This is a genomic window from Vibrio sp. 1CM7H, from assembly GCF_023161645.1.
GTDB classification, from domain to species: domain Bacteria; phylum Pseudomonadota; class Gammaproteobacteria; order Enterobacterales; family Vibrionaceae; genus Vibrio; species Vibrio diabolicus.
In genome coordinates, this window is the sequence record NZ_JALNTV010000001.1 from 697,207 (window position 1) to 720,098 (window position 22,892).

The window sequence follows — 22,892 nt, forward strand, 5'->3', positions numbered from 1 at the left end:
AAAAACTCGTTCTACGGAGAGATAATGAAGAAATTTGATGAGCTGTACGCAATTGCGACGAGAAAATCTCAATATGACCAAACCAACACTTGGTTTAAAGGCGTAGAGACTTATCTGGAGGCCATTGGCAAAGAAGTCGATGAAGTCCGTGAAGAGATTCGTGAGGACCGCCTTTGTCATTTGGAAGACGAGTTAGGCGATGTGTTGTGGAACTATCTTAACGTATTAAAAGTGTTGGAAAGAGAAAAGGGCATAGATCCTGAGAAAGTACTCGAAAGAGCCTGCACTAAATACGAGCAGCGTGTATCTGCGATTGAATCGGGACGCAGTTGGGGTGAGGTTAAACAGCAGCAGAAACAAGCCTTGAACGCGGAACATGAAGCCGCGCAGTTAGAGACCATGAAGAGCCAATAACTGCGCGTGATATTATTTAAGATGCGGCGGGATGGGGAAGCCTGATCAATCCTTCGTGCTATTGACGAGCAGCAGGTCACAAGGCGGTTGATCAAGTAACGTGTCTACAGTGCTGCCAGACCAAAATTGGGATGACATGCTTCGTTTACATGCGCCCATAATCAGAATTGCCGCTTGTGATTGCTTAACTGCTTTTGGTAACGCCGTTTCAGGGTTTCCTTCTGGCAGCAGTAGTGGTACTCGTGTTAACTTTTGCGCAGTAAGAAAGTCCGTAATGCCTGCTTTTTGATTGCTCAAAATCTCTGCACGATAGCGAGATAGATAAGGCGCAACGTAGCGGCAGTAAACTAACGTCATTTTTCCGCTCAAGGTTTTTTCTAGCTTTGAGCCTCGTGATACGATGGCTCTATCTACGACTGATTTTGCATCTCCGCGATGAAGCGGATCTATCGCGCAAAGCATGTTGGCGTGAGAAGGCCATGAACGCTCACTTAATAGTAATAAATCACAATCGTTTTTTGCTAGCTCGGTGAGTAAGGTTTGAATTTCGTGCTTGTTAAAATGCCCCACGAGCAGTAAATCTGTGTGGTCGACAAGCCGTTTCGCGACTTGAGCAATCCAATGACTCCCTTTGAAATGCTCGTAAGAGAGTGTTGGCGTTTCAACTTCCTCTTCTTCACAAAGTTCGATAACGAAGTCTTTAAATTTTGATGTCCAAGCTTCAAACTCAGCTTGTCTCTTTTCTATATGGTCAGAGTTGAAACTAAGGAAATGCGCGAACGCGTGATCTTCACTTCGGCGGTGATCTTCCACCAATACCACGATGGGTTGAGCCAGCGCTGTCGCAAACTGAATCACTTTACGAAGCACCTTACGACTTGGTAAGGCAGCTTGCTGAGTCAGAAAAAATACTGGTGCCATTGATTACTCCATTATCAAATGAGGCAAATGCGCCTAATGCACACTAAAAGTTTATACCATCCCCTTATGCAAAGACGTTCTGTTTCTGCGAGCAAAATATAAATTCCGCAATTGTGCGCGCCATTGCCTAGAATTTTAACATCAGGATCTCATGCCTTTAGATAATAGACATCGTGTTGACACTAACGTGATGTCCAAGGAAATCGGTGACAATGATGATAGATTCCAGCCAATTACAAATTAATCGCAAAGTGCCTCATTTGCTTGCCGAGATCATTAAAGCGATAGAGTCGACCGAAGACCTCAGTTTTTTGAAAGACTATCAGGAAGCGCAAATCGCGAACATTTTGGAGTCGGTCAACATTGCTTATCGTAAACGCGTGATAGAAGCGGTGCCGCCAGAGAAGTACTGGACGGTATTAAATTTGCTGCGATACGACACCGCCAAGCACATTCATCAATCACTCAACAAAGAGCTGCAACATGAACGCTTAGCGTACATCACGGATTCGGAACTGATCATCTTTGCAGACTTTCTACCGACCGAATTTGTGGATGAGTACCTTATCGACCAAAGTGAAGAGTCGGTCGCGCACATTCAACAAGCATTGTCGTATGAAGACAACAAAGTAGGACGATATGCCGAGCCGTATTTTTTGGTCGCGAATCCTAAAAACAGCGTAGGAGGCATCAAAAACGAGTTGTTAAAACGTGGACAAAGCCCGGTGCGATTGATCATTGTGCGCGATGTCGGAGGCGTTATTGGGACGATAGAACCTCAAACCCTGTTGCTGCATGAGAACCATACCAAACTCACAGACTTGACCGCAGTCACGTCAATTCTGGAAGATATCCAAACGATTCAAAGCGTCAGTAAACAGGTCTCGATTGATGGTGGCGCGCATTGGTTTCCTATCATGGCTGGTGGCAAAATTATGGGCGTTTTGTCGATGGCGACCATCGCGATTACCTTGCGTGAACTCAGCCTACAAGCTGTAGTGGCAGAAAACGTACGAAGCGAAGAAGATTTGTTCACACCATTAACTGTGGCGACAAGGCTAAGAGCACTTTGGTTGGTGATTAATTTGCTGACTGCCTTTGTTGCCTCTGCCATCATTGGTATTTTTGATAATGTGGTCGAGCAAGTCGTTGCGCTTGCGATCTTAATGCCCGTTGTGGCGAGTATGGGCGGCATCGCAGGTAGCCAAACCTTAGCGGTGGCCATTCGGGGTATCGCACTCAACCATTTGCACCAAAGTAACTTGAAGCTATTGGTGAATAAGGAATTAAAAATCGCCACCATTAATGGCTTGATCATGGGATTAGTCATCGCGGGTGTCGTCTACATGGTGTTTGACTCTTGGCCATTGGCGCTTATTATCTGCTGCGCAATTTTTCTCAATAGTCTGGCGGCTGCGGCATCGGGTACGCTGATACCATTCACGTTGAAGAAGTTTAACATTGACCCCGCCGTGGCTGGCTCGGTAGTATTGACGACCGTTACTGATGTCGTCGGTTTCTTTGCATTCTTAGGCTTAGGTGCCATTTTCTTGATATAGAAAGCCAATTGACGCGCTAACCCGCTGAACCAATCTCTCCATTTTCCAACCCAATTTTTTGGGCAAGCTTGGTTCGCTCAAAATTCCTCCGTTTTTCATAAACGCTGAACACGCCGTTTAAGCTTTCATTTCATCAATATTTTTCACTGCTCATTTCTATCCCAAAACTTTCCACTGCCGATCTCGCTTAACGCTGGCGTGCCAAATTACGATTTCAAAGGCCCGATCATGCCAATTTTCTTGGCTGTACACGCATTACTTCACTCAAACAAAAAATAAGGAAAAGATTTTGAACAAACTCATCGTATTCACTGGTGGTCCCGGTGCAGGAAAAACCTCGGTAATCGAACAACTAAAAACACAAGGCTTTATCTGCTCGCCAGAAACAGGTCGTCACGTAATACAAAGGCAGGTTACGAATCACGGTTCAGCATTACCTTGGAATGACAAACAAGCCTTTCGAGACGAAATGATGAAGGCAGAAGTGAGCAATTACCGAGCTTTCAATGTCCGCCAAGGGGACGTGTTTTTTGATCGCAGTATTGTGGACGTATATGGCTACAGCAAGTTGGAACAATTGCCAATCTCGCATGAGCTCATCACGCATTGCCAGACGCTTCGTTATCATTCTCAAGTGTTCATTTTTCCACCGTGGTCGTCGATATTCAGTAACGATGAAGAGCGAAAGCAAGATTTTTCTGAAGCGGTCGCCACGCATAAACAGATGGTCGATGCATACCACAAGTTCGGTTATCAATTGATCGAAGTGCCCAAAATGTCAGTCGAAGACAGAGTGGCGTTTATTCTCGACTCAGTCATCGAATAAGGCAGACAGATGAATAATGCAAACAAATGCGTAAGGCGATTGTGACCACGACGACAATATGCGTAAAGGGAGTTATTTATACTGGATAAAATTCAATAACTTAATTGAGCATTATGTCTTTTAAATATCTTACCTTATTGCTCGCAACGACGAGCATGAACAGCTTTGCTGATGTGGAGCTACCTTCGGGGGATGATTGGTTAAACCATGTGAAGAATGGCCTAGCCCCATATTGGATGATGGAAAGCGCGCATGGGCAACCTGCGGGGAATTTTCCGACATTTCGTTGTGATAATGGTGTCATTCTCGACCCACAAAAGCCGTGTGAAGAATTAAACAAAGGGTGGATTAGCCCACACTTCGATCGCGAATACACACGCATGAAATCGCGCCAAACTTACGCTTATGGCGTGTTTTTTCATCTTACGGGTGACAAACAAGCATTAGAGCTGGCAAAGAAAGGGGCTTATTACCTGATTGATCATCTACAAGATGATAAAAACGGCGGCTTTGTGAGCTTTACGCGTAGTGGAAAACCGGGGATGGAGTGGCAACAGCGAACTTCTCAAGACCAAGCTTACGCCTTGGTGGGCTTGGCGATGTACTACTACTTGACGCAAGATCCAAAGGTTGAACAAGCACTTATCGACCAGCAAGCGTTTATATTTAAACAATACCGACGAAGCGATGATCGCGGTCTGGCGTGGGTTTTGAAAGATGGTGATGGAGAAAGTGAGAAGCAGCAAGAGTTAGTCGCTCAACTTGACCAAATCAATGGCTACCTGTTGTTAACGGCGCCACTTTTACCAGAACCAGCGCAAGCCAAGTGGAAACAAGATCTGGAGTGGCTGACGCAAGTGATGCTGGATAACTACCACTCCGACAAAGAGCAGCGCTTTTATGGCGCGATACATCACAAAGCAGTAATGATGCCAGATGCGAAACACAATGATTTTGGACACACCACCAAAGCGTATTGGATGACGTATCTCACTGGTCAGTTGTTGGAGAATTCTAATTGGACAGAGTTTGGTTTCAAAGGAATGAAACACACGCTTAAGCAAGCGCAATACCAGCAAAACTTTGAGCAAGTCAAAGCGCTTTTCTCACCAGAATGGCAGGGTAAATGGACGCAAGAGAGCATTCCTGCTTGGCAATCAAGACCGCACAAGCATTACAGCTCGTCTTGGGAATGGGCAGAACTCGATCAAGCGGCGATGACGGTTTCTCTTGTCGATGGTTCGATGAAAGAAACGCTTCAATACACGTTACCCACCTTTATGGACGCGTGGGTGGATCATCAGTACGGAGGTGTTGGTCTGAATCCTAAATCAACCAAAGCGTTCCATTGGGGAAATGGTTACCACCAGTTTGAACATGCGTTGGTCGGATATTTGTACTCGCAACAAATGGCAAAACAGCCCGCCAAGCTTTACTACGCGCGACCAGCCGATAGTAAAATGCCACTTAATCCATATTACTTTAGCGCAGACGTAAAATCGTTGTCGTCACAAAGTGATGGAGTCACCGCCGCGACATTCACCAATATTCGACCTTAAGTTGGTCGATGGTGGTGTGGTGGTTAAAGTCTGCGTGCAAACTAACAAACCCCAGTGGTAAACTGCGGGTCTGTTTTACATAGTATTTAAAGGTAATTTGATGAACCCGATTCTTGCGATGTTGAAAGAAAACAATATTAGCGACGAGCAAATCAACGAGCTATTTCAGGCGTTAACTCAAAACCCTCTGGCTGCAATGGCAACTATCAGCCAACTAGGTCTGCCACAAGATCAGCTTCAAGCGTTAATGGCGCAGGTAATGCAAAATCCTGTACTGATTAAAGAAGCAGTGGAAGAGCTGGGCCTGGACTTCTCCAAAGTAGTAGAAGCCAAAGCTAAGCTACAGCAGTAATCGAGTTTTCGATAAAAACAAAAGCCGCCAGAGCCAAGTAGCTCTGGCGGCTTTTTTACATCAGATGAAAGGTACGCGACTCCAACGGGAAAGCGAATAGGTTGAGCTTAACTTGGTGCTTGCATAAAAGATTAAGTGCGATTCTAGTCACGTCGCATGAACTCACGGGTGCTATTGGAAATAAATGAATTGTTTCTAATACATAGAACGTATTAACATGGTTGCACTAGGCCCATATGAGTAAATTCATTGAATATACAATTTGAGAGAGGGTTTAGTTTTAAAAATAATAGTTAGTTGGAATCTAGGTTAAATGAAAATAAATATATTTAAAAAGCTACAAGTTGTATTTCTTGTGGTGTCAGCATCTTTAATGGTGGGGTGTTCGTCTATAGATGCGCATGCTGGTGGCGGATACGGAAAGCCGTTTTCAGGCACAGCGTTATCAGTCGCACGACAACCTTGCTATTTAAGAGCTGATATTACTTCCATCGCGTTATACCCACTTTCATTGATTGACATTCCTTTGTCGTTAGCAACGGACGTTGTGTTTCTTCCTGTTGATTTAGTCATGGTAGCTACACCCACAACGAGTTATGGCGGCGTTGTTTCTCTAGGTTGTCCAAGCGGCAGCATGATCTAAAGTCTGATTTTATAGAAATAAATGGAAGGAAATGAAAGTGGAATCGAAAAATAATTACTCAACAGAAAACAACGCTCCCTCGGTGCTCTTTGTAACGTCGCTTTTGTGTCTGGCATCAGTTTGTTTGGCCATACTGCTATTTATTATTGAGTACATTTCTGGCATAGAAATGAACGGTGTCGGCTTTCTTGGGACGTTAATACCAGCGATGAGTGTAGGATATTATTTGGGCTATAAAACAGGGAATATAATGCCTTCGGCAACGAGATGGTATTCAGTGCTGCTTTGGAATTTATCGAGCTTAGTGGTGTTTTCTCTCATCTTAATGTTTTTGGGCATCTCTATATTTGAATTGATAGCGGAACTAGGCTGGTTCAGTATTATTATCGTTGTATTAACGTTAATAACCGTTTGTCTCGGGTACTTTATTTTCAAGAGTGGTGAAAAAATGGCGATTAAGGTTTTGCTAAAAGCGCAAAAGAGTGCGTAACTCACAAATAACGAACGCTTAAAGATAGATACGTAAAAAAGACGCCAGCCATATCGTGCTGGCGTTATTGTTTTCTCTTTCTTTTTGCCTCTTTGGTCTCAAGCAAAATCGAATGTTTTAGACGAAACGGTCTTTCCACGAAAACTCAACATGTTTATGTCTGCCGAAACGTGTGTATAATTCGCCGGAAATTACGATTTACAGATAACGAAAGGTAAGTATGGCAGTCCTCGAAATTCTCTCCATTCCAGACCCAAGGCTTAAAGTAAAAGCAGAAAAAGTCACTGACGTATCGACAATACAAACGTTGATCGACGATATGCTAGAAACACTTTACGCAACGGGCAATGGCATCGGTTTAGCTTCAACCCAAGTGGGTAGAAAAGAGGCGGTTGTTGTCATCGATATCTCTGACGAACGCAATGATCCTTTAATCTTAGTCAACCCAGAAGTGGTGAGCGGAGAAAACAAAGCGCTTGGTCAAGAAGGGTGCCTATCTGTTCCCGAATACTACGCCGATGTAGAGCGTTACACATCAGTTGTTGTGTCTGCATTGGACCGCGATGGCAACCCGATTACAATCGAGAGCGATGAGTTCTTGGCGATTGTGATGCAGCATGAAATTGATCACCTATCTGGTAACTTGTTCATTGATTACCTTTCACCGTTAAAGCAAAAAATGGCGATGAAAAAAGTGAAGAAGTACGTAAAGGCGCAAGCTAAGTAATATGAGAGGAAGTAACTCACAACCGCGAGTTGCTTCCTTTTAAATCAAGGATAAGTAGAGTGGTTTATCTCGGTTTTTTGGGGACATAACGCTTTACGACCTTCATAAGCCTCTGAAATGAAGAGCAGTCCATATGTGACTCATGAGGGCAGGAGGCAACATGGTTTAGGCTGTCTCGCACCGCTTTCAAACGTGTTATTTGCTCATCAATTTCAAGCGCCTTTTTCGCCAGTAAGTCACGATCAATGTATGGTTTTGAACCTTCTGAGTGATTCAACATTTCCGCCATTTCGTTAAGTGATATTCCAGCGATACGCCCCAAACTAATGATGTTGAGTTTATTGAGTACCTCTGGTGAATATTGACGTCTCAATCCATTCCTTCCTATCGAGCGAATTAACCCCAACTGTTCGTAGTATCTGAGCGTTGAGGTCGGTAATCCTGATTTTTTAACCACTTCTGCAATATCCATATTATTCCTCATTGACTTCAAGTTGGCTTTAAGTTGTAGCATGCAACTAAGACCTTAACAAATCAAAAACTTGAGGAGCAAAAAATGCTGTTTTTAATAGGATTACAAGCGGCGCTAATAGGGATTGGTGCGACTTTGATAATGGATTTATGGGCTTGGCTACAAAGGAGAGTGTTTGGTATTCCCTCACTAAACTATGCATTGGTTGCGCGCTGGTTTTTGTACATGCCCAAAGGAAAGCTTATGCATGCGCCAATTATGGCAACAGACCCGATGTCGGGAGAAAAAGCACTCGGTTGGCTTTTGCACTATGCCATTGGCGTTGTTTTCGCTTTGGTTCACATTGCTGCTTTTGGGCATCATTGGTTGGTAGAGCCTAGTCTAGTGCCCGGCTTAGCCACTGGTGTGGTCACGTTGGTGTTCCCATTTTTTGTCATTCAACCTTGTCTAGGATTTGGTTTTGCTGCCAGTAAAACCCCAACACCTTGGAAAGCCCGTTTTCTTAGCACATTGGCGCATTTGGCTTATGGCTTGGATTTATTCATAGCCGCGTTTGCAATCAAAGTGGCGAGCCAGTATTTTGCATAGGGAATATGAGCATCATGCAAACGAGTCTTTTTTGTTTTTATTTATGATGCTCAACTCTTGGTCGTTTTTGGCGCGTTGCTCATAGTGGGCGGATATGTTTGAGGTCTGTCGTATTTATCCAAGACGTAAAGTCAGCGAACATTTAACATTGCCTTAACGCCAGAATGGCAAGCGGTTTACCAAGAAAAATTAAAATTATCTGGTTTGACATAAAGAATATTAAGGGTTTCAGATGGCTTCAAAAGTGGCAGGGATATCAATACTGAGCTTATTGGCAGCGCCAGTTGCGATGGGAGAAACAGCCAGTGCTTATGATTTATGTTTGCTAGACAAAATTAAGCAAAGCAAAGGTGAGGAAACCATAAAGAGCATTCGCGCGCAGTGTGAGCTTGATGCAGTAACAAGCACAGTGCCCGCTGATCCAGAAATTGAAGAACCTGAGGAGCTTCAGGAAAGCTTGGTCGACAAGCGTTTGGAGTCAGAACGAGAAAACGCCTTTGAACCATTTAGTTTGGTGGCGCATCGTGTTAACTACATCTTGCCGTTCACTTACAGTGATCGCGTAAATAAGCGTGCTTATGCGGACACTAAGTACGGGGATGAGCTGCGTAAGGAAGAAGCGGAGTTCCAAATTAGTTTTAAAGTGCCAATGAACTACGACGATTTGTTGTTTGATGGGGATGGTTTGTTCTTTGGTATGACGCTCAAGTCATTTTGGCAAGTGTATACAGGAGCCGCATCGCGTCCATTTCGTGAAACCAATTATCGTCCTGAGCTTTTTTATTATACCCCGACAGACTGGAAGCCACTTGATGGTTCGACTTGGTTAGGTTTTGGTATTGAGCATGAGTCGAATGGGCAGAGACAAGAGTTATCGCGCAGTTGGAATCGTGTTTACGCCAACTTAACCTTTGCGAAAGACAATTTTGCGGTTTCTCTTCAACCGTGGTGGCGTATACCTGAGGATGAAAAAACATCTCCGAATGATCCTAAAGGTGATGATAACCCGGATATCGAAGATTACATGGGGCACTTTGAGCTATCGAGTGCGTACAAATGGAATGGTTATGAGTTTACCTTCTTAGGCCGCCAGAACTTCCAAACGCATAAAGGCTTTGCCGAATTAGGGGTGTCATTTCCGATCTGGGGCAAACTTCAGGGATACGCACAGTACTCGACGGGGTATGGTAAGAGCTTGATTGACTATGATCATAATCAGCAGCGTATTGGTGTTGGTATTGCGATCAACGGTGTTCTGTAGTTTTTCGGTAGCCCAATAGAAATAAACGCTGGCAATTGAGATTTCAGTATTTAGAATGCGTGGCTGAAATTGATTTCCAACCTAGAGTGATTTTATGCTTCGTGATTACACCTTCGATTGTCTTGTAACCATGCCTCGTCATGAACTGGAAGAGTTTAGTGCTCGCATGATCAGTAAAATGGTGCCTGAAGACGTGATGAATGAGCTATTTACTTTCGATCAAGAAGAAGTGGATAGCGAAGACCGTATGTTGTCTGCACGTCTTGATGCCATGTTACGCATGACAGCAATCGCACTGAGTGAAATTCAACAAGCGTTTGATGACTCAGACAATGCGAAGCAAAATAGCGAGCGAATGACGAGACTGGTTCTTTGGCATTTCTATGCGATTTCATTCCATTTGGAAGAGGCGATCACGTTAGAAACACACTGTGCACTAGTGGAAAAGCTACTCGAAAATACACCTTCGGATGTTTTTGATTGGGTAAAAACATTGACGGAACTTCTGCACACTTACGCTGAAATCAACGCGAAAGAAAACCCTCAAGACTAAGGTTTTTGTCGTTAATCGTTCAGTAAACAAGGCGAGCCATCCGGTTCGCCTTGTTTTATTTTTGCATCTGTAAAATCCGCAGTTTTGTACTTTTGACGTACACCACAAGCCTCGCTTTAGGTTCGCTTCTCACTAGCGAATAGGGCGATTCCTTCTTACACTAAAATCAAAGTATTTGTTTTCGAACACTTTAATGCGTCATTAAGGTGTGTCTTCCAATCCACTTAAATACGGATAAATTATGTCGGAGAACGTTCTGGTTTTTAAATTTGAGCCTATTTTGAAGCGTATATGCCTTCTATCTCGGCTACATTTTCGTTGCGGGCGTAAATAATGGACCCGTTAACGCAAGGTTTACTGGGCGCTACTTTGCCACAGTCTGCGAGTAACAAGCGGCACATTGTGGCAGCTGGCGTGTTAGGCGTGGTTTCAGGGATGGCGCCGGATTTGGACGTACTTATCCGTTCATCAACTGACCCATTGCTGTTTTTGGAATATCACCGACACTTTACCCATTCATTGTTGTTTATCCCTTTTGGCAGCTTTCTCTGTGCTTTAGTGTTGTATCCGTTGTTTGCAAAAAGACGAGGGCTAAACTTCCGACAGAGTTGGTTTTATTGTGCCCTTGGTTATAGCACCCATGCGCTGTTAGATGCTTGCACCAGCTATGGGACTCAGCTTTTTTGGCCGATAAGCAACACACGCTATGCCTGGAATACGATCTCTGTTATCGATCCCGCTTTCTCACTTCCGATTTTGATCCTGCTTTTCTTTGCCGCACTGAAGCGAAATCGAAGCTACGCGCGTATCGCATTTCTATGGTCTCTGGCTTATCTGACTCTTGGGGTTATTCAACGAGATAGAGCAGAAGCGGCCGGGTGGAAAATCGTCCAAGAGAGACAGCACAGCGCTTTGCAGCTAAAAGCAAAACCAACCTTCGGGAATCTTTTGGTCTGGAAAGTGATTTATGAAACGGAAGATAACTACTATGTGGATGCGGTAAGAGTGGGGCGTTCAATAAAAATCTACCCAGGCGAATCCACACCAAAGCTCAATGTGAAGACTCAATTTCCATGGCTCGATCCGCAATCGCAGCAAGCGAAAGACATCGAACGTTTCCGTTGGTTTTCAAATGGTTTTGTAGCGCAAGACCCGAATAACGAAATGAGAATTGTTGACGTGCGTTACTCCATCGTTCCAAACCAAATTAACGCGCTGTGGGGCATCAATTTATCACCCAACGCTAGCCCGAATGTGCACGTCGAATACACTGCTCATCGAGGTAGTACAACGGTAGACCGCCAAACTTTTCTCAATATGCTTACGGATTTTGAGTGATGGTTTTTACTTTGGGTACCGACGCGGTGTCGTAATAACTATCACGCTGACTGAAAGTCCTTCACTAGGGTAGGCTTGCTGGCGAAGAAAACTTTGCCAAACAGAGACTTGTACTTCCAGCCAAGAGACAACAGTCGTTTTGCTAAGCTTTTGTTTTCAATGATAGCGACCTCAACGCCTTGGTAATGATATGGATGGCTTTTAATGTAGTCGATAAATGCAGTAAGCACACCTTGCCCGCGAACGGAGGGCGCAAAGTTGACTGCAACAATGGAAAAGCGCTGACTGCCAACAGGGCAACGGACAAAGCAGTGCCCAAGCGGATGAGTGATGGTCTCGGAAAACTCAGGAAACGCGCGAGACTCTAGCTCTTGAGAGAGTGCATCGTATTGTTGACATAAATGATAAAAAAGTTGTTTCGCTTCGCTGTTCATATCGGTGCCGCTTACTTGTAACTTGGTTTAAAGGCATTGATTTCACGAACATTGTAACCATAGGCAGAAAGACAAAATGCGGTGAATTTTTACAGTGGTAATTTCCTATTTTTGAAACCTAACTTGTTACAAGTGAAGTTGATTAGATTTTATATGGTACTTGGGGATGAGTGTTTCTAATTGAAGGGAGAATACGCTGGTTACTGGATTCTTACCGGAGTTCCTGTATTAAAAGGAGAACCTCTTGGTTTAATGCCGCTCGTTTAACTACGAGTGGCATCTTTTTGTATTTCGTCATCTTGTACAGCGATGAAGGTGCGTGATATAGGATCTTCTATCCTAGCTCTTTATGGTCAAAATTGTCTCTTTAACCACTCAGCGCGTTGCTATTAGATTCCTAGTCTCGCTGGAATGACACAAAACATCGTTAAGCTATTGGCATTAAATCACTTGGTCCGTTTTTGCTTATTCTTGAGGGCTTAACTAGGCGTTACTCTAAGTGCTTAAATTGTAACGCCACAAGTCGCTGATACAACTCACAGCTTTGCATTAATGATTGGTGGTTACCAACATCGACTAACTCGCCATTGTCGAGCACCGCAATTTTATCCGCATGTTGGATAGTCGAAAGGCGATGAGCAATGATAAGCGTTGTGCGTCCTTTCATCAGTGCTTCAAGTGCTTGCTGAACGTGATGTTCACTTTCACTATCAAGAGCGCTGGTAGCTTCGTCTAGCAGTAAGATTTTTGGATCTTTTAGAATCGCACGAGCAATCGCAATGCGCTGTTTTTGTCCACCCGATAGCCTAACGCCGCGCTCGCCTAAAAAGCTGTGATAGCCTTCGGGAAGCTTCTCAATAAACTCATAGGCATGGGCTTTTTTCGCAGCCTCGACGACTTGTTCATCCGTTGCTTCAGGATTGCCGTAGCGAATATTATGGAATACATCATGGCTAAACAGCGCGGGTTGTTGTGGTACGAGTGCCATTTGGCGCCGAAGCTCGTTTGGGTCGAACTGTCGAATATCTTCACCACCAAACAACACTTGCCCTTGCTGCGGGTCATAAAAGCGTTGCAGCAATTCGAATAGTGTCGTTTTACCTGCACCAGAAGGGCCGACCAACGCCAATACTTTGCCTTGTTCAGCGGTTAGATTTAATTCTTTGATAGCTGGTTGATTTGGGCGTGAAGGGTAGTTGAAACTCACCGAATTAAAGTTAACCTCAGCAGGCATGTCGGGACGGACAGGCAAATAGTTGCTTGGCGCTTTGATATCGCTGTCTACTTGAAGGATCTCAATCAGTCGCTCGGTAGCGCCTGCGGCCCTTTGCAGTTCACCCATCACTTCAGAAATGGTTGCAGTCGATGAGGCAACCATAATGGCATAAAACACAAACGCTGCTAGGTCTCCCGCAGACATCTTTCCGTGAATCACATCGCTGCCGCCAACCCAAAGCATGCCTGCAATCGCGCTGAATACAATTACAATAACGCCTGATATCAGGATTGCGCGTTGTTTTACTCTCTGTCTGCCCACTTCATACGCTTTTTCCACCTCGACAGCGAAAGCCGCTCGTTCGTACGGCTCTGAGCTAAAACTTTGCACGGTTTTAATATGTTCTATCGCTTCACCTGCGTAGCTGCCGACATCGGCCATTGAGTCTTGACTTTGGCGAGAGAGCGCACGCACGCGTCGTCCATAAAACAAAATCGGAACCAAAACCAAAGGCACAGAAGCAAGCACAATCAGCGTGAGCTTAACGTTGGTGGCAAACAACATTATGATGGCCCCAAAGCACATCAAAGCGCTACGCATCGCCATCGAGAACGATGAACCAATAATGCTTTGCAGCAACGTGGTATCGGTAGTCAGGCGCGACATAATATCGCCGCTACTGTTGGTCTCAAAATAGCTCGGATGCAGCGTAATCACATGGTTGAACACCGCAAGGCGAATATCCGCACTGACGCGCTCACCCACCGAAGATACAAGGTAGAAGCGAAAGAAAGTCCCAATGGCAATACATAGTGTGACACCAACAATAAACTGAATCGCATTGGTAAGCTCTTGCAATGATTGCTGTGCAAACCCTTGGTCGATAAGAATACGTACTCCATAACCAACGGATAACGTTAAACTTGCCGTCGCGACAAGTGCAACTAAGGCCGCTGCAACCCGCCATTTATAAGGCGCAATAAAGGTGTTGAGTTTAAGAAGAATGCTGAGATTTTTGTTATTTTTTCGGCTCATGAGTGACTCACAAAGCGTTTTAGGTAACTGGCATAGTAAGCGAGTTTGGTTGGTGAGACCAGTGAACTGCCGCTTTCGGAGTAGGAAGTTCACTGGGATAGCCAATATCGCATCGAAAATCACTTAAACGTCTAAGAGACGAGAATCAGCTTTTAGCTAGGAGGGGGTTAAGCACGGCTTTTGGCGAGTAGCAGGTCGACCTTTCCTTTTGCTGTTTTACTAACCGTTTGCATCAACTGAAAACTTGGCTTAACGATACCTGAGTTTTCTAATCCTTCGACCATTAAGAGCCAAAGCTTGGCCGTCATTTGTGCATCGGCTAGTGCGCGGTGAAAAACACCGTCGTTGTCGATATTTTTATAGCGAACAAGTTCACCTAGCTTATGTGATGGAGCTTCTTGAATGAGCCGTCTTGCCACCAGTAAGGAGCAAGCAAACTCACCCGAATAACTACAGTTGATTCGTTCAAGCTCTGCATCTAAAAATCGTTTATCGAAGGACGCGTTGTGAGCGATAAGGTTTTCGCCTGCAATGAATTCACTAAATGACGCCATTACCTCTTCGCAGCTTGGTGCCGATCGCAACATATTGTTAGTAATGCCGGTGTAGTTCTCAATGAAAGAACTCACTCTGAAGCCGGGATTCATGAGTTGCTGAAAACTATCGACAACCTCGCCATCGACTAACTTTACTGCACCAATTTCTATTGCGCGATCACCTAAAGTAGGAGAGAGACCTGTGGTTTCAAAGTCGAGTACGACCACAGAGTTTGCTTGAGGCATAAAATTTTCCAGCTGAGTAATATTGCGCAAGAGTATTATCGAAAGCGACAGAAAAAGAAAGGCGAACACAATGGTGAATATCTGTCTATCTTTACTCCACAAAGTCAGTGTTCGTCGTCCACTGTTTATGGACAGGTACGTTCTGGCTTACCCATCGCGGCTTGTGCGGTAGCCTTATATTTCAAATGTTTTTCGGCTTTTCGATTCATTTCAATTAAGCATTAACTTTCGATATAAAATACTGATTATAAATTGATTTTATAAATCCACTTCGGCATCATTCACTGCTTGATTTTGAGGATGATTATCATCACGGCAAAAAATCAGAACAACTTATAATGCGAGGCTAGGGAACGATGGAACCAATAAAAAATCACTATTTAGATATACCTGAAGAAAGAAAATTGCGTATTTTTCGTGAAGAAGACGAACGTTTCTACAGCTTTTGGGAAGAAATGCTTGATGAAAAGCAGTCCTTTTATCAACAACCTCTGAAAAGAATGAAAGGCGATGCTTGGCATTCGCTCCACTCATTCTTCACTGCTTCAAAATACGGACAACATCAGGCCTCGCCAGCTTATATAAAAAGAGCGCTTGAGTTACTGAATAACGTCTACTTACTGGCCAATCATTCAGACCAAGTTGTTGAATTCTCCGTTGGGCACCGACATTTTTCGGAAGTAGGTAACCGTTCTGTTGCAGGAGGAACAATGGATGCATGGTTGGATGAAATCTGTTTAACGATGGCCGCGAGAGATTGGCGCTGCGTAGAGCTGATGACCATCATGGATGAGTCGTTAGTGCGTTTAAAAGATCCATTCGATGTTGCGCTAGTCGAGTTCGTTAACGGTGTATTTAGCAATTCATCAGCGTTACCTGAGTTATTGCAAACTGTGATGGAGAAATCTTCTCCGCAATACTTAGAATCAACCAGAGTGCCCTATGTACATTCTTTGTTTATTCCATTTGTGAATGTGTTTGTTGCCATTATCGATGGTGATAAGGAACATTATCAAAAAGCACTGAGAGATGCGTTAGAGGCGCATTACCAGTTCTATATGAATGAAGATGTTCGTTATTCGCCAAAAGGGAATGTTTCTCTGAAACTGACTGGTCTTGCTGCATTGGCATACGATAAGTATGGCTGGACAATTCCAGAAGCCGCATATTTGCCGAAGTGGCTCGTTTACGGTGAACATGATCTTTGTCCTAAATAAATCATTCGGAGTCTGCGCCCAAGCCCATTCGGATGTTCTGCACGGAAGCATACACAGAAAACATGCCGCGAAAAGGTTGTTTTTTAATCGACCACTCGGTCGTAAGGCATAAACTTATCAATATGCGAGCTTACTAACACGCCATACGTGACACTTCATGTATTCTTAGCCGAAGCGAAGAAGAGGATTTATCAATGTCAAAAAGCTCCAAGCTTCACAATGAAGACAAACTGGTCAAGAAAGCACTAGAGATTGGTGGGAAGATGGCGAAACTGCAAGGTTTTGATCTTCCTCAGTCACCACAACCTCTGAGAGTAAAAGCGATTTACCTATTCTTGGTCGATGCAAAACAGATAACGCCACTACCGGAAAGTAAGCTAGACGGCGCAAGCATCAAACACCGACTGGCAGTATGGATACACAGTGCATTGCCAGACAACGACCCTCTAAAGTAGAAAACTCAAGAAGTCACATAGGTTATTACTTAACACAGGCCATTAATTAACAAGGCGAGCCAAGTGGTTCGCCTTGTTTGATCTTGGCGAGTGCACCGAGGTCTTTTTGCGTGGCGGTATCATTGATTTACAAAACAGAATCAAAAGGACTAAAGATAAATCCCGAGAAGCGCTACAATGCAGGCGTTGCGAGAGTGCAACCAAGATTACTCATTTACAGAAGCCTTGAAGTAACCATACATGTCTAAAGATTTCGAATTCACTACAGAATACATACTCGACAAACCTTTCTTTGCTGAGTGTTATGATCAAACTAGCCAACCAACGAAGTTTCCACAGGCGTACCTAAAAGGGATGCTGTTTCTTACCTTTGGTGTGGTTTTATTGGAGTTTGAACTGCTACCTAACGGTTATGTCGGTTGGTTCTTTATCGTATTGAGTGTGATTGAAGCGTGCAGCGTGTACTTCAAAAGAACCTGGTGGCTATGGCGTCAAACCATCAGTTCAAGCCGTGGCAACAAAGTGGTGTTTGAAGTGAATGCAGACGGAGTGCGCTATAAAAGCGGTAAAATTGACCGTAGCCTCGCTTGGAATGATATCGACCAACTCGAACAAACTGATTTGGGCTTTATCCTTCACCTTGGTAAACAACGCCAATACATCAGCAAATCTTGCTTAAACCAAGAAGTGATCGCGTGGTAGAGCAGCACGCGGCATCAAAAGCGAGCTAACAAACCTCTATTAACAGAAGAGGCGAGCCAACGGGTTCGCCTTTTTTGATCTTACACTTAAATGCTAAATTTTATGCTGAGAAAATAATGAAAACTTCTTCTCTTCAAATGTTTTTAGTACAAAAGTTTTTAATTCCTTTTTGTTTTTTTGAGAAAGCTTCCCACGTACATTAAAATTGGCAATATAGATCTGTAGTTCACTGGTATTCATTGAGTCATAGATTGGGAACTCAAAAACCAGGTCACATGTCCCTTCATGCTTAGTTGTTTTTATCTCATACGAACCTTGTACACTATATAGTTTCAAGTGCTCTTTTAATTCGTTTTTACTCAAAAAAACACTACTATCCAGATTAGAGCCTTTTAAGGTTAAGTCATTGATTTTCTTTTCAAGAAAATCTATTTCCTTAGGTCTAGTTTTAGTCACTGTGTCATCGGGTTGAATGTGTATTCTTCGCGTATGTTTTTTAGAAGGGTATACCTCTACCTTTGTAGATTGTACCAGTGCTTTTAAGAAGTTAATTCTACCTATATTGGTGAAGTCGGTGAAAAGTATTCTCTTAATATTATCTGATTTGATTAAGCTGGCATCTTTTAAAGCTTTAGTAGCTCGCCTTACAACCTCGTTTGCTACGTACAAAGATTCTTTAGCAGTATGTTTAGTCGTTATGTTCAAATCAAGCTTGTTTGATGCATCAACTTTCAGTTCGACTTGGCATTCAAAGTAGCTTTCATCATCACCAAAGTTTTTTGTTTTATCTCGGCGTTTTAGTTTGATTTCAGCGATAACATGATTCGGATCTTTTGCGTTTCCAGCAGCTCGAAATTGTGGACTGTTTTCTATCGTTAAGACATCAAATGGGTCGTTAATTAAATTATTGAAATCAAAATTAAAACCCAAAGCTTGAACTAATGTTTTCCCTTGGGTTGCATCCCACTGTAACTGCTTAGTTTGAATTTTTGGATTGTCTTCCTTTTCCTTTACAGTTTCTTTGAGTTGTTCGAACTCGTAAGGAGCTACACCTGTTTTAATTAGTAATGGTCCCAACACTTTTTTGTCGTTTGAGCTACTAAAGCAGCCTCTACTCTGTAAGATTTGTTTTAAGTCACTAGCTTTTATCATTGGGTTTGCAAGAAACTGACGTAAAACATCACCAACAGGAATGAAAGCGTCACTATTCATTTGTTAAGTTCCTAAAGTTTGGTATGTAGTTTTCGACACGTAGTTTTTGCTCTGTAATATTATGGGCTTGCATAACTTTACTAACATCACCCTTGTGCTCATCTAAAAAGAAGTCTGGAAAACAGATTGATACTGAACTAATTCTATCTGAATGTTGGAGAGCACTATATGTGTGTCTTGATAAACTATCTTGTGAGAAAGGCTCGTTGGCAACAACTACACACTTAAACACTTCCTCATTCTCGATGTTCTTTCTCAAAACAAAAGTGAGATATGGAAGGGTCAAGTACTCTACGGGCATAACCGAACTATATGAACGTTGATTGAACGACATTCGATTTAAACTTGTGCTAGTGTGACCAAAGAAGATTTCGTAGTCTGAATAGTGATTAGTAACATGGTCAATAGCGTTAAGCATAAAGGTAAATTTGCTGTTATCGACAACATAAAATTCCTCGATTCCTTCATTCTCAAACTTTTTGAAGTACTGGGTGTTTGAAATATTAGCGAAGTAATCTTTATGTTTATCTTCCTTACTAGACAAATAGAAAAGTACAGGTACGTATTTTATGTTTTTTATCGTATTCCCAGAGAAGATTGCGTTTGTGTCTGCATTATGATCTGATACTCGAAAACAAACACTTGAATAAATAATATCGTCTACATAACCTTTTATCTTGTTAGTAAAGCTTTTTGGGTAATCACCAGTTGTGTGTTTTACCGAAGCAAGTATATGTACAAGTGTCTCAGTTTCTAAGCTAGATAAGTAAGAAAAGTGTTCATCTACACCATGCTTGGTTCTTGGTCCATCAGCATCAGATGGATGCGTTGTTCCAAAATGGCACGGAAAACTAATGTTTGGGTTAGAGTTCGGCCATCCGACTTTTTTGAAAAATTTACTGACAATATTCTCGCCAGTTTCACCTGATGATTTGGAGTCTTCTCCAGACATTTTTATCCACTTGCATGCTATTTTTTGTGATGAGTATATTTTACCTAAAAACTTGTATTTGAAAACAAATTATAGCTTCAGATTACACAGTGTTGATTAATAAAATCTAATGGGAATAAGCGATTTGCTTTAATTTTGGTTGTGTTATTGTTTTGCGTGTTGATATTTAAAGGTAAATGAGCGTATTTTGTTTCTTGTAATGGGGTGGGTATTAATGTGGTTAACTGTGAGGACGGTTTCTGTGAGATTAAATAACAAAAAGGCGAACCAAACGGTTCGCCTTTGTCTATTTAGATGCTACCAAAAATTAATCTTCGTAGTTATCGATGCTTGGGCACGAGCAGATTAGGTTACGGTCGCCGTATACGTTATCTACGCGGTTTACTGTTGGCCAGTACTTCCAAGATTTGGTCGCTTTAGAAGGGAAGCAGCCAAGCTCGCGAGAGTAAGGACGGTCCCACTCTTCAGCAGAAAGGTCAACTTGCGTGTGTGGCGCATTAACGAGAGGGTTGTTCTCTAGTGGCCATTCACCGTTTTTCACTTTTTCCATTTCTTCGCGGATAGCGATCATCGCATCACAGAAGCGGTCTAGCTCTTCTAGATCCTCCGATTCCGTTGGCTCAACCATTAGCGTGCCCGCCACAGGGAACGACATAGTTGGTGCGTGGAAACCGTAGTCCATTAGACGCTTCGCAATGTCTTCTTCGCTGATGCCTGTTTCTTCTTTCAGTGGACGAATGTCGATAATACATTCGTGCGCTACACGACCATTTTTGCCACGATAAAGAACAGGGTAGTGTTGGCGAAGTGTTTCCATCACGTAGTTTGCGTTCAGAATTGCTACTTTTGTTGCATCTGTTAGGCCTGCTTCGCCCATCATTGCGATGTAAGCCCAAGAGATCGGTAGGATAGAAGCGCTACCCATATCTGCTGCTGATACTGCAAAATCTTCGCCTTCTACGCCGTCTTCAATATGGCCTGGTAGGAAAGGCGCTAGGTGAGATTTCACACCGATAGGACCCATACCCGGACCGCCACCACCATGTGGGATACAGAAGGTTTTGTGTAGGTTTAGGTGAGAAACGTCTGAACCAATAAAGCCTGGTGATGTTAGACCAACCTGCGCGTTCATATTAGCGCCGTCTAGGTAAACCTGACCGCCAGCGGCATGAACCATTTCACACACTTCTTTCACTTTCTCTTCGTAAACGCCGTGCGTAGAAGGGTAAGTGATCATAATGCTTGATAGGTTGTCTTTGTGCTTCTCGATTTTCGCTGCTAGGTCGTCGATGTCGATGTTGCCTTCTTCATCACACTTAACCACGACAACTTTCATTGACACCATAGATGCTGTCGCAGGGTTAGTACCGTGCGCAGAGCTTGGGATCAAACATACGTTGCGGTGACCTTCGCCACGGCTTTCGTGGTAGCGTTGAATCGCGATAAGGCCTGCATACTCACCAGATGCGCCAGAGTTTGGCTGAAGTGAGAATGCGTCGTAGCCTGTGATCTCACAAAGCTTCTCTTTTAGATCTTTCGCTAGTGCTGCATAGCCCGCCGCTTGTTCTGCTGGCGCGAATGGGTGGATAGAACCAAACTCAGGCCAAGTGATTGGAATCATTTCTGCCGCGGCATTCAGCTTCATCGTACAGCTGCCTAGTGGGATCATGCCGTGCGTTAGCGAGAAGTCTTTGTTCTCTAGCTGTTTCAGGTAACGCATCATTTGCGTTTCGCTGTGATGCGTATTGAATACAGGGTGAGTCAGGTATTCTGTTGTGCGGCGTAGCGCTTCTGGAATTGCCGCAAACTCGTTGCCTGCGATTTCCGTCGATAGTGCTGCTACGTCTTCTTTTACGCCAAAGACTGCAAATAGTGCTTCTACATCAGCGACCGTGGTTGTTTCGTCACAGCTAATACCTAGCTTGCCAGGTAGTAGACGTAGGTTGATGTCTGCTGAAAGCGCTTTTGCGTAAAGCTCTTCTGTTTTTGAACCTGTGTTGATGGTGATGGTATCGAAGAAGCTGTTATGAGCAAGTTCAAAGCCGCCTTTGGTTAGGCCAGCGGCGATAATCGCAGTCATATGGTGTGTACGGCGAGCAATAGTGCGTAGACCTTCTGCACCGTGGTAAACCGCGTAAAAAGACGCCATGTTCGCTAGCAATGCTTGAGCGGTACAGATGTTCGATGTCGCTTTTTCGCGGCGGATATGCTGCTCACGAGTTTGCATTGCCATGCGCAGTGCTTGGTTACCGTTAGTATCGATAGAAACACCGATCACACGACCTGGCATGGTACGCTTGTGTTTGTCACGCGTTGCCATGAATGCCGCGTGTGGACCGCCGTAACCCATAGGAACGCCAAAACGTTGTGCAGAACCGATTGCTACGTCTGCGCCCATTTCACCAGCAGGTTTCAATAGGGTAGAAGCAAGCAGGTCAGTCGCAACAGTGACAAGCGTTTTGTTTGCTTGCGCTTTTGCGATGATGTCCGTTAGGTCACGAACTTCACCTGTTGTGCTTGGGTATTGAACTAATGCGCCGAACACGTCTTGCTCTGGTAGGGATTCTAGCGAACCAACCAGAACTTCAAAGCCGATGAATTTTGCACGAGTTTTTACTACTTCTAGCGTTTGTGGGTGAACATCGTCAGCCACAAAGAATACGTTACTCTTGCTCTTACCTGCGCGCTTACACAGAGTCATTGCTTCTGCTGCCGCTGTTGCTTCGTCTAGCAATGAGGCGTTCGCGATTTCCATACCAGTTAGGTCGATGATCATTTGTTGGAAGTTTAAAAGGGCTTCCAAGCGACCTTGAGAAATTTCAGGTTGGTAAGGTGTGTAAGCGGTATACCAGCCAGGGTTTTCTAGCACGTTACGTAGAATGACGTTTGGAGTAAACGTGTTGTAGTAGCCCTGGCCAATGAATGTACGTTTAATTTGGTTTTGTTTAGCAAACTGCTTCATCGTCACTAGCATGTCTGCTTCGCTTTTCGCTTCTGCCAACGTCATTGGTTGTTCTAGGCGAATTTGTGCAGGCACGGTTTCTTCGATAAGGGCGTCAAGGCTTACCGCGTTGATGGCATCCAACATTTTTTGTTGGTCTGATTTGCTTGGTCCGTTGTGGCGTCCAACGAACTCATTTTGTGTGCTGAGGCTTTGAAGTAATTCAGTCATTGTCCTTTACCT

General features: G+C 43.8%; 22 protein-coding genes and 1 pseudogene. 15 read left to right on the forward strand and 8 right to left on the reverse strand.

What is annotated here, in order from left to right; genetic code table 11:
* Nucleotides 1-24 precede the first annotated feature (24 nt).
* Nucleotides 25-414, forward strand: a complete 390-nt coding sequence (locus MSG33_RS02960) for a MazG nucleotide pyrophosphohydrolase domain-containing protein (protein WP_248379795.1) — start codon at nt 25-27, stop codon at nt 412-414.
* Nucleotides 415-459: 45 nt separating this feature from the next.
* On the opposite strand, the gene MSG33_RS02965 is transcribed toward MSG33_RS02960, so the two are convergent.
* A complete protein-coding gene (locus MSG33_RS02965) occupies nt 460-1,335 on the reverse strand; it encodes a universal stress protein (RefSeq protein ID WP_248379796.1) in 876 nt (291 codons plus the stop codon).
* A 212-nt stretch (nt 1,336-1,547) separates the two neighbouring features.
* Between MSG33_RS02965 and MSG33_RS02970 the strand changes: the two genes are divergently transcribed.
* The 7 genes from MSG33_RS02970 (at nt 1,548) to def (ending at nt 7,491) form a co-directional block, all read left to right on the forward strand.
* A complete protein-coding gene (locus tag MSG33_RS02970) occupies nt 1,548-2,894 on the forward strand; it encodes a magnesium transporter (protein ID WP_248379797.1) in 1,347 nt (448 codons plus the stop codon).
* Between the two features lie 289 nt (nt 2,895-3,183).
* Complete coding sequence (locus tag MSG33_RS02975; RefSeq protein WP_025536841.1) at nt 3,184-3,720, forward strand: AAA family ATPase; 537 nt, start codon at nt 3,184-3,186, stop codon at nt 3,718-3,720.
* 113 nt (nt 3,721-3,833) lie between these two features.
* Entirely contained in the window at nt 3,834-5,279 is a 1,446-nt protein-coding gene (locus MSG33_RS02980) for an N-acylglucosamine 2-epimerase (protein WP_248379798.1), read from the forward strand.
* A gap of 100 nt (nt 5,280-5,379) precedes the next feature.
* Nucleotides 5,380-5,631, forward strand: coding sequence for a DUF2999 family protein (locus MSG33_RS02985; protein WP_005395194.1), 252 nt, complete (start codon nt 5,380-5,382; stop codon nt 5,629-5,631).
* 313 nt (nt 5,632-5,944) lie between these two features.
* Nucleotides 5,945-6,274, forward strand: a complete 330-nt coding sequence (locus MSG33_RS02990) for a YceK/YidQ family lipoprotein (RefSeq protein ID WP_248379799.1) — start codon at nt 5,945-5,947, stop codon at nt 6,272-6,274.
* Nucleotides 6,275-6,305: 31 nt separating this feature from the next.
* Nucleotides 6,306-6,764, forward strand: a complete 459-nt coding sequence (locus MSG33_RS02995) for an ABZJ_00895 family protein (RefSeq protein WP_248379800.1) — start codon at nt 6,306-6,308, stop codon at nt 6,762-6,764.
* Between the two features lie 220 nt (nt 6,765-6,984).
* Nucleotides 6,985-7,491 (forward strand): peptide deformylase, encoded by a 507-nt coding sequence (def, locus tag MSG33_RS03000; protein WP_005395192.1) that lies wholly within the window; start codon nt 6,985-6,987, stop codon nt 7,489-7,491.
* Between the two features lie 64 nt (nt 7,492-7,555).
* Here def and MSG33_RS03005 read toward each other — a convergent pair whose 3' ends face one another.
* Entirely contained in the window at nt 7,556-7,963 is a 408-nt protein-coding gene (locus MSG33_RS03005; protein ID WP_025637846.1) for a helix-turn-helix domain-containing protein, read from the reverse strand.
* An 84-nt stretch (nt 7,964-8,047) separates the two neighbouring features.
* On the opposite strand from MSG33_RS03005, the gene MSG33_RS03010 reads away from it, so the two are divergent.
* The 4 genes from MSG33_RS03010 (at nt 8,048) to MSG33_RS03025 (ending at nt 11,703) form a co-directional block, all read left to right on the forward strand.
* Entirely contained in the window at nt 8,048-8,551 is a 504-nt protein-coding gene (locus tag MSG33_RS03010) for a DUF2938 domain-containing protein (RefSeq protein ID WP_248379801.1), read from the forward strand.
* A gap of 232 nt (nt 8,552-8,783) precedes the next feature.
* Nucleotides 8,784-9,812, forward strand: coding sequence for a phospholipase A (locus tag MSG33_RS03015; RefSeq protein ID WP_006742284.1), 1,029 nt, complete (start codon nt 8,784-8,786; stop codon nt 9,810-9,812).
* Between the two features lie 94 nt (nt 9,813-9,906).
* Entirely contained in the window at nt 9,907-10,365 is a 459-nt protein-coding gene (locus MSG33_RS03020; RefSeq protein ID WP_005395188.1) for a hypothetical protein, read from the forward strand.
* Between the two features lie 333 nt (nt 10,366-10,698).
* Complete coding sequence (locus MSG33_RS03025; RefSeq protein ID WP_248379803.1) at nt 10,699-11,703, forward strand: metal-dependent hydrolase; 1,005 nt, start codon at nt 10,699-10,701, stop codon at nt 11,701-11,703.
* A 41-nt stretch (nt 11,704-11,744) separates the two neighbouring features.
* Here the strand turns inward: MSG33_RS03025 and MSG33_RS03030 are convergent, their stop codons facing one another.
* The 3 genes from MSG33_RS03030 to MSG33_RS03040 all read right to left on the reverse strand — a co-directional run bounded on the left by MSG33_RS03030 (nt 11,745) and on the right by MSG33_RS03040 (nt 15,170).
* The gene (locus MSG33_RS03030) at nt 11,745-12,137 is read right to left on the reverse strand and encodes a hypothetical protein (RefSeq protein ID WP_047008310.1); all 393 of its coding nucleotides are present in this window, start codon (nt 12,135-12,137) and stop codon (nt 11,745-11,747) included.
* 490 nt (nt 12,138-12,627) lie between these two features.
* Nucleotides 12,628-14,388, reverse strand: coding sequence for an ABC transporter ATP-binding protein/permease (locus MSG33_RS03035; RefSeq protein WP_248379805.1), 1,761 nt, complete (start codon nt 14,386-14,388; stop codon nt 12,628-12,630).
* 167 nt (nt 14,389-14,555) lie between these two features.
* Nucleotides 14,556-15,170 carry a 3'-5' exonuclease gene (locus MSG33_RS03040; protein WP_248379808.1) on the reverse strand — a complete coding sequence of 205 codons (615 nt, stop codon included), beginning with the start codon at nt 15,168-15,170 and terminating at the stop codon, nt 14,556-14,558.
* A gap of 356 nt (nt 15,171-15,526) precedes the next feature.
* Between MSG33_RS03040 and MSG33_RS03045 the strand changes: the two genes are divergently transcribed.
* From MSG33_RS03045 to MSG33_RS03055, 3 genes and pseudogenes are all read left to right on the forward strand, one after another.
* Nucleotides 15,527-16,387 (forward strand): immunity 49 family protein, encoded by an 861-nt coding sequence (locus MSG33_RS03045; protein WP_248379810.1) that lies wholly within the window; start codon nt 15,527-15,529, stop codon nt 16,385-16,387.
* A gap of 194 nt (nt 16,388-16,581) precedes the next feature.
* Nucleotides 16,582-16,842: a DUF5062 family protein gene (locus MSG33_RS03050; protein ID WP_005376453.1), complete on the forward strand. Its 261-nt coding sequence runs from the start codon at nt 16,582-16,584 to the stop codon at nt 16,840-16,842.
* A gap of 240 nt (nt 16,843-17,082) precedes the next feature.
* Nucleotides 17,083-17,573: pseudogene (locus MSG33_RS03055) on the forward strand (YcxB family protein).
* Nucleotides 17,574-17,637: 64 nt separating this feature from the next.
* On the opposite strand, the gene MSG33_RS03060 reads toward MSG33_RS03055, so the two are convergent.
* From MSG33_RS03060 to gcvP, 3 genes are all read right to left on the reverse strand, one after another.
* Nucleotides 17,638-18,756, reverse strand: coding sequence for a hypothetical protein (locus MSG33_RS03060; protein WP_140332605.1), 1,119 nt, complete (start codon nt 18,754-18,756; stop codon nt 17,638-17,640).
* Nucleotides 18,749-19,708, reverse strand: coding sequence for a hypothetical protein (locus MSG33_RS03065; RefSeq protein ID WP_021485267.1), 960 nt, complete (start codon nt 19,706-19,708; stop codon nt 18,749-18,751). Before MSG33_RS03065 ends, MSG33_RS03060 begins: the two co-directional genes overlap by 8 nt.
* Before the next feature lie 307 nt (nt 19,709-20,015).
* Complete coding sequence (gcvP, locus tag MSG33_RS03070; protein WP_046876055.1) at nt 20,016-22,880, reverse strand: aminomethyl-transferring glycine dehydrogenase; 2,865 nt, start codon at nt 22,878-22,880, stop codon at nt 20,016-20,018.
* Between the last annotated feature and the right edge of the window lie 12 nt (nt 22,881-22,892).

What these genes read in the sequence shown, in the direction of transcription:
- MSG33_RS02960 (WP_248379795.1), top strand. Translation starts at nt 25, where the DNA reads ATGAAGAAATTTGATGAGCTGTACGCAATTGCGACGAGAAAATCTCAA.
- MSG33_RS02965 (WP_248379796.1), bottom strand. Translation starts at nt 1,335, where the DNA reads ATGGCACCAGTATTTTTTCTGACTCAGCAAGCTGCCTTACCAAGTCGT.
- MSG33_RS02970 (WP_248379797.1), top strand. Translation starts at nt 1,548, where the DNA reads ATGATGATAGATTCCAGCCAATTACAAATTAATCGCAAAGTGCCTCAT.
- MSG33_RS02980 (WP_248379798.1), top strand. Translation starts at nt 3,834, where the DNA reads ATGTCTTTTAAATATCTTACCTTATTGCTCGCAACGACGAGCATGAAC.
- MSG33_RS02985 (WP_005395194.1), top strand. Translation starts at nt 5,380, where the DNA reads ATGAACCCGATTCTTGCGATGTTGAAAGAAAACAATATTAGCGACGAG.
- MSG33_RS02990 (WP_248379799.1), top strand. Translation starts at nt 5,945, where the DNA reads ATGAAAATAAATATATTTAAAAAGCTACAAGTTGTATTTCTTGTGGTG.
- MSG33_RS02995 (WP_248379800.1), top strand. Translation starts at nt 6,306, where the DNA reads ATGAAAGTGGAATCGAAAAATAATTACTCAACAGAAAACAACGCTCCC.
- def (WP_005395192.1), top strand. Translation starts at nt 6,985, where the DNA reads ATGGCAGTCCTCGAAATTCTCTCCATTCCAGACCCAAGGCTTAAAGTA.
- MSG33_RS03005 (WP_025637846.1), bottom strand. Translation starts at nt 7,963, where the DNA reads ATGGATATTGCAGAAGTGGTTAAAAAATCAGGATTACCGACCTCAACG.
- MSG33_RS03010 (WP_248379801.1), top strand. Translation starts at nt 8,048, where the DNA reads ATGCTGTTTTTAATAGGATTACAAGCGGCGCTAATAGGGATTGGTGCG.
- MSG33_RS03015 (WP_006742284.1), top strand. Translation starts at nt 8,784, where the DNA reads ATGGCTTCAAAAGTGGCAGGGATATCAATACTGAGCTTATTGGCAGCG.
- MSG33_RS03020 (WP_005395188.1), top strand. Translation starts at nt 9,907, where the DNA reads ATGCTTCGTGATTACACCTTCGATTGTCTTGTAACCATGCCTCGTCAT.
- MSG33_RS03025 (WP_248379803.1), top strand. Translation starts at nt 10,699, where the DNA reads ATGGACCCGTTAACGCAAGGTTTACTGGGCGCTACTTTGCCACAGTCT.
- MSG33_RS03030 (WP_047008310.1), bottom strand. Translation starts at nt 12,137, where the DNA reads ATGAACAGCGAAGCGAAACAACTTTTTTATCATTTATGTCAACAATAC.
- MSG33_RS03035 (WP_248379805.1), bottom strand. Translation starts at nt 14,388, where the DNA reads ATGAGCCGAAAAAATAACAAAAATCTCAGCATTCTTCTTAAACTCAAC.
- MSG33_RS03040 (WP_248379808.1), bottom strand. Translation starts at nt 15,170, where the DNA reads ATGCCTCAAGCAAACTCTGTGGTCGTACTCGACTTTGAAACCACAGGT.
- MSG33_RS03045 (WP_248379810.1), top strand. Translation starts at nt 15,527, where the DNA reads ATGGAACCAATAAAAAATCACTATTTAGATATACCTGAAGAAAGAAAA.
- MSG33_RS03050 (WP_005376453.1), top strand. Translation starts at nt 16,582, where the DNA reads ATGTCAAAAAGCTCCAAGCTTCACAATGAAGACAAACTGGTCAAGAAA.
- MSG33_RS03060 (WP_140332605.1), bottom strand. Translation starts at nt 18,756, where the DNA reads ATGAATAGTGACGCTTTCATTCCTGTTGGTGATGTTTTACGTCAGTTT.
- MSG33_RS03065 (WP_021485267.1), bottom strand. Translation starts at nt 19,708, where the DNA reads ATGTCTGGAGAAGACTCCAAATCATCAGGTGAAACTGGCGAGAATATT.
- gcvP (WP_046876055.1), bottom strand. Translation starts at nt 22,880, where the DNA reads ATGACTGAATTACTTCAAAGCCTCAGCACACAAAATGAGTTCGTTGGA.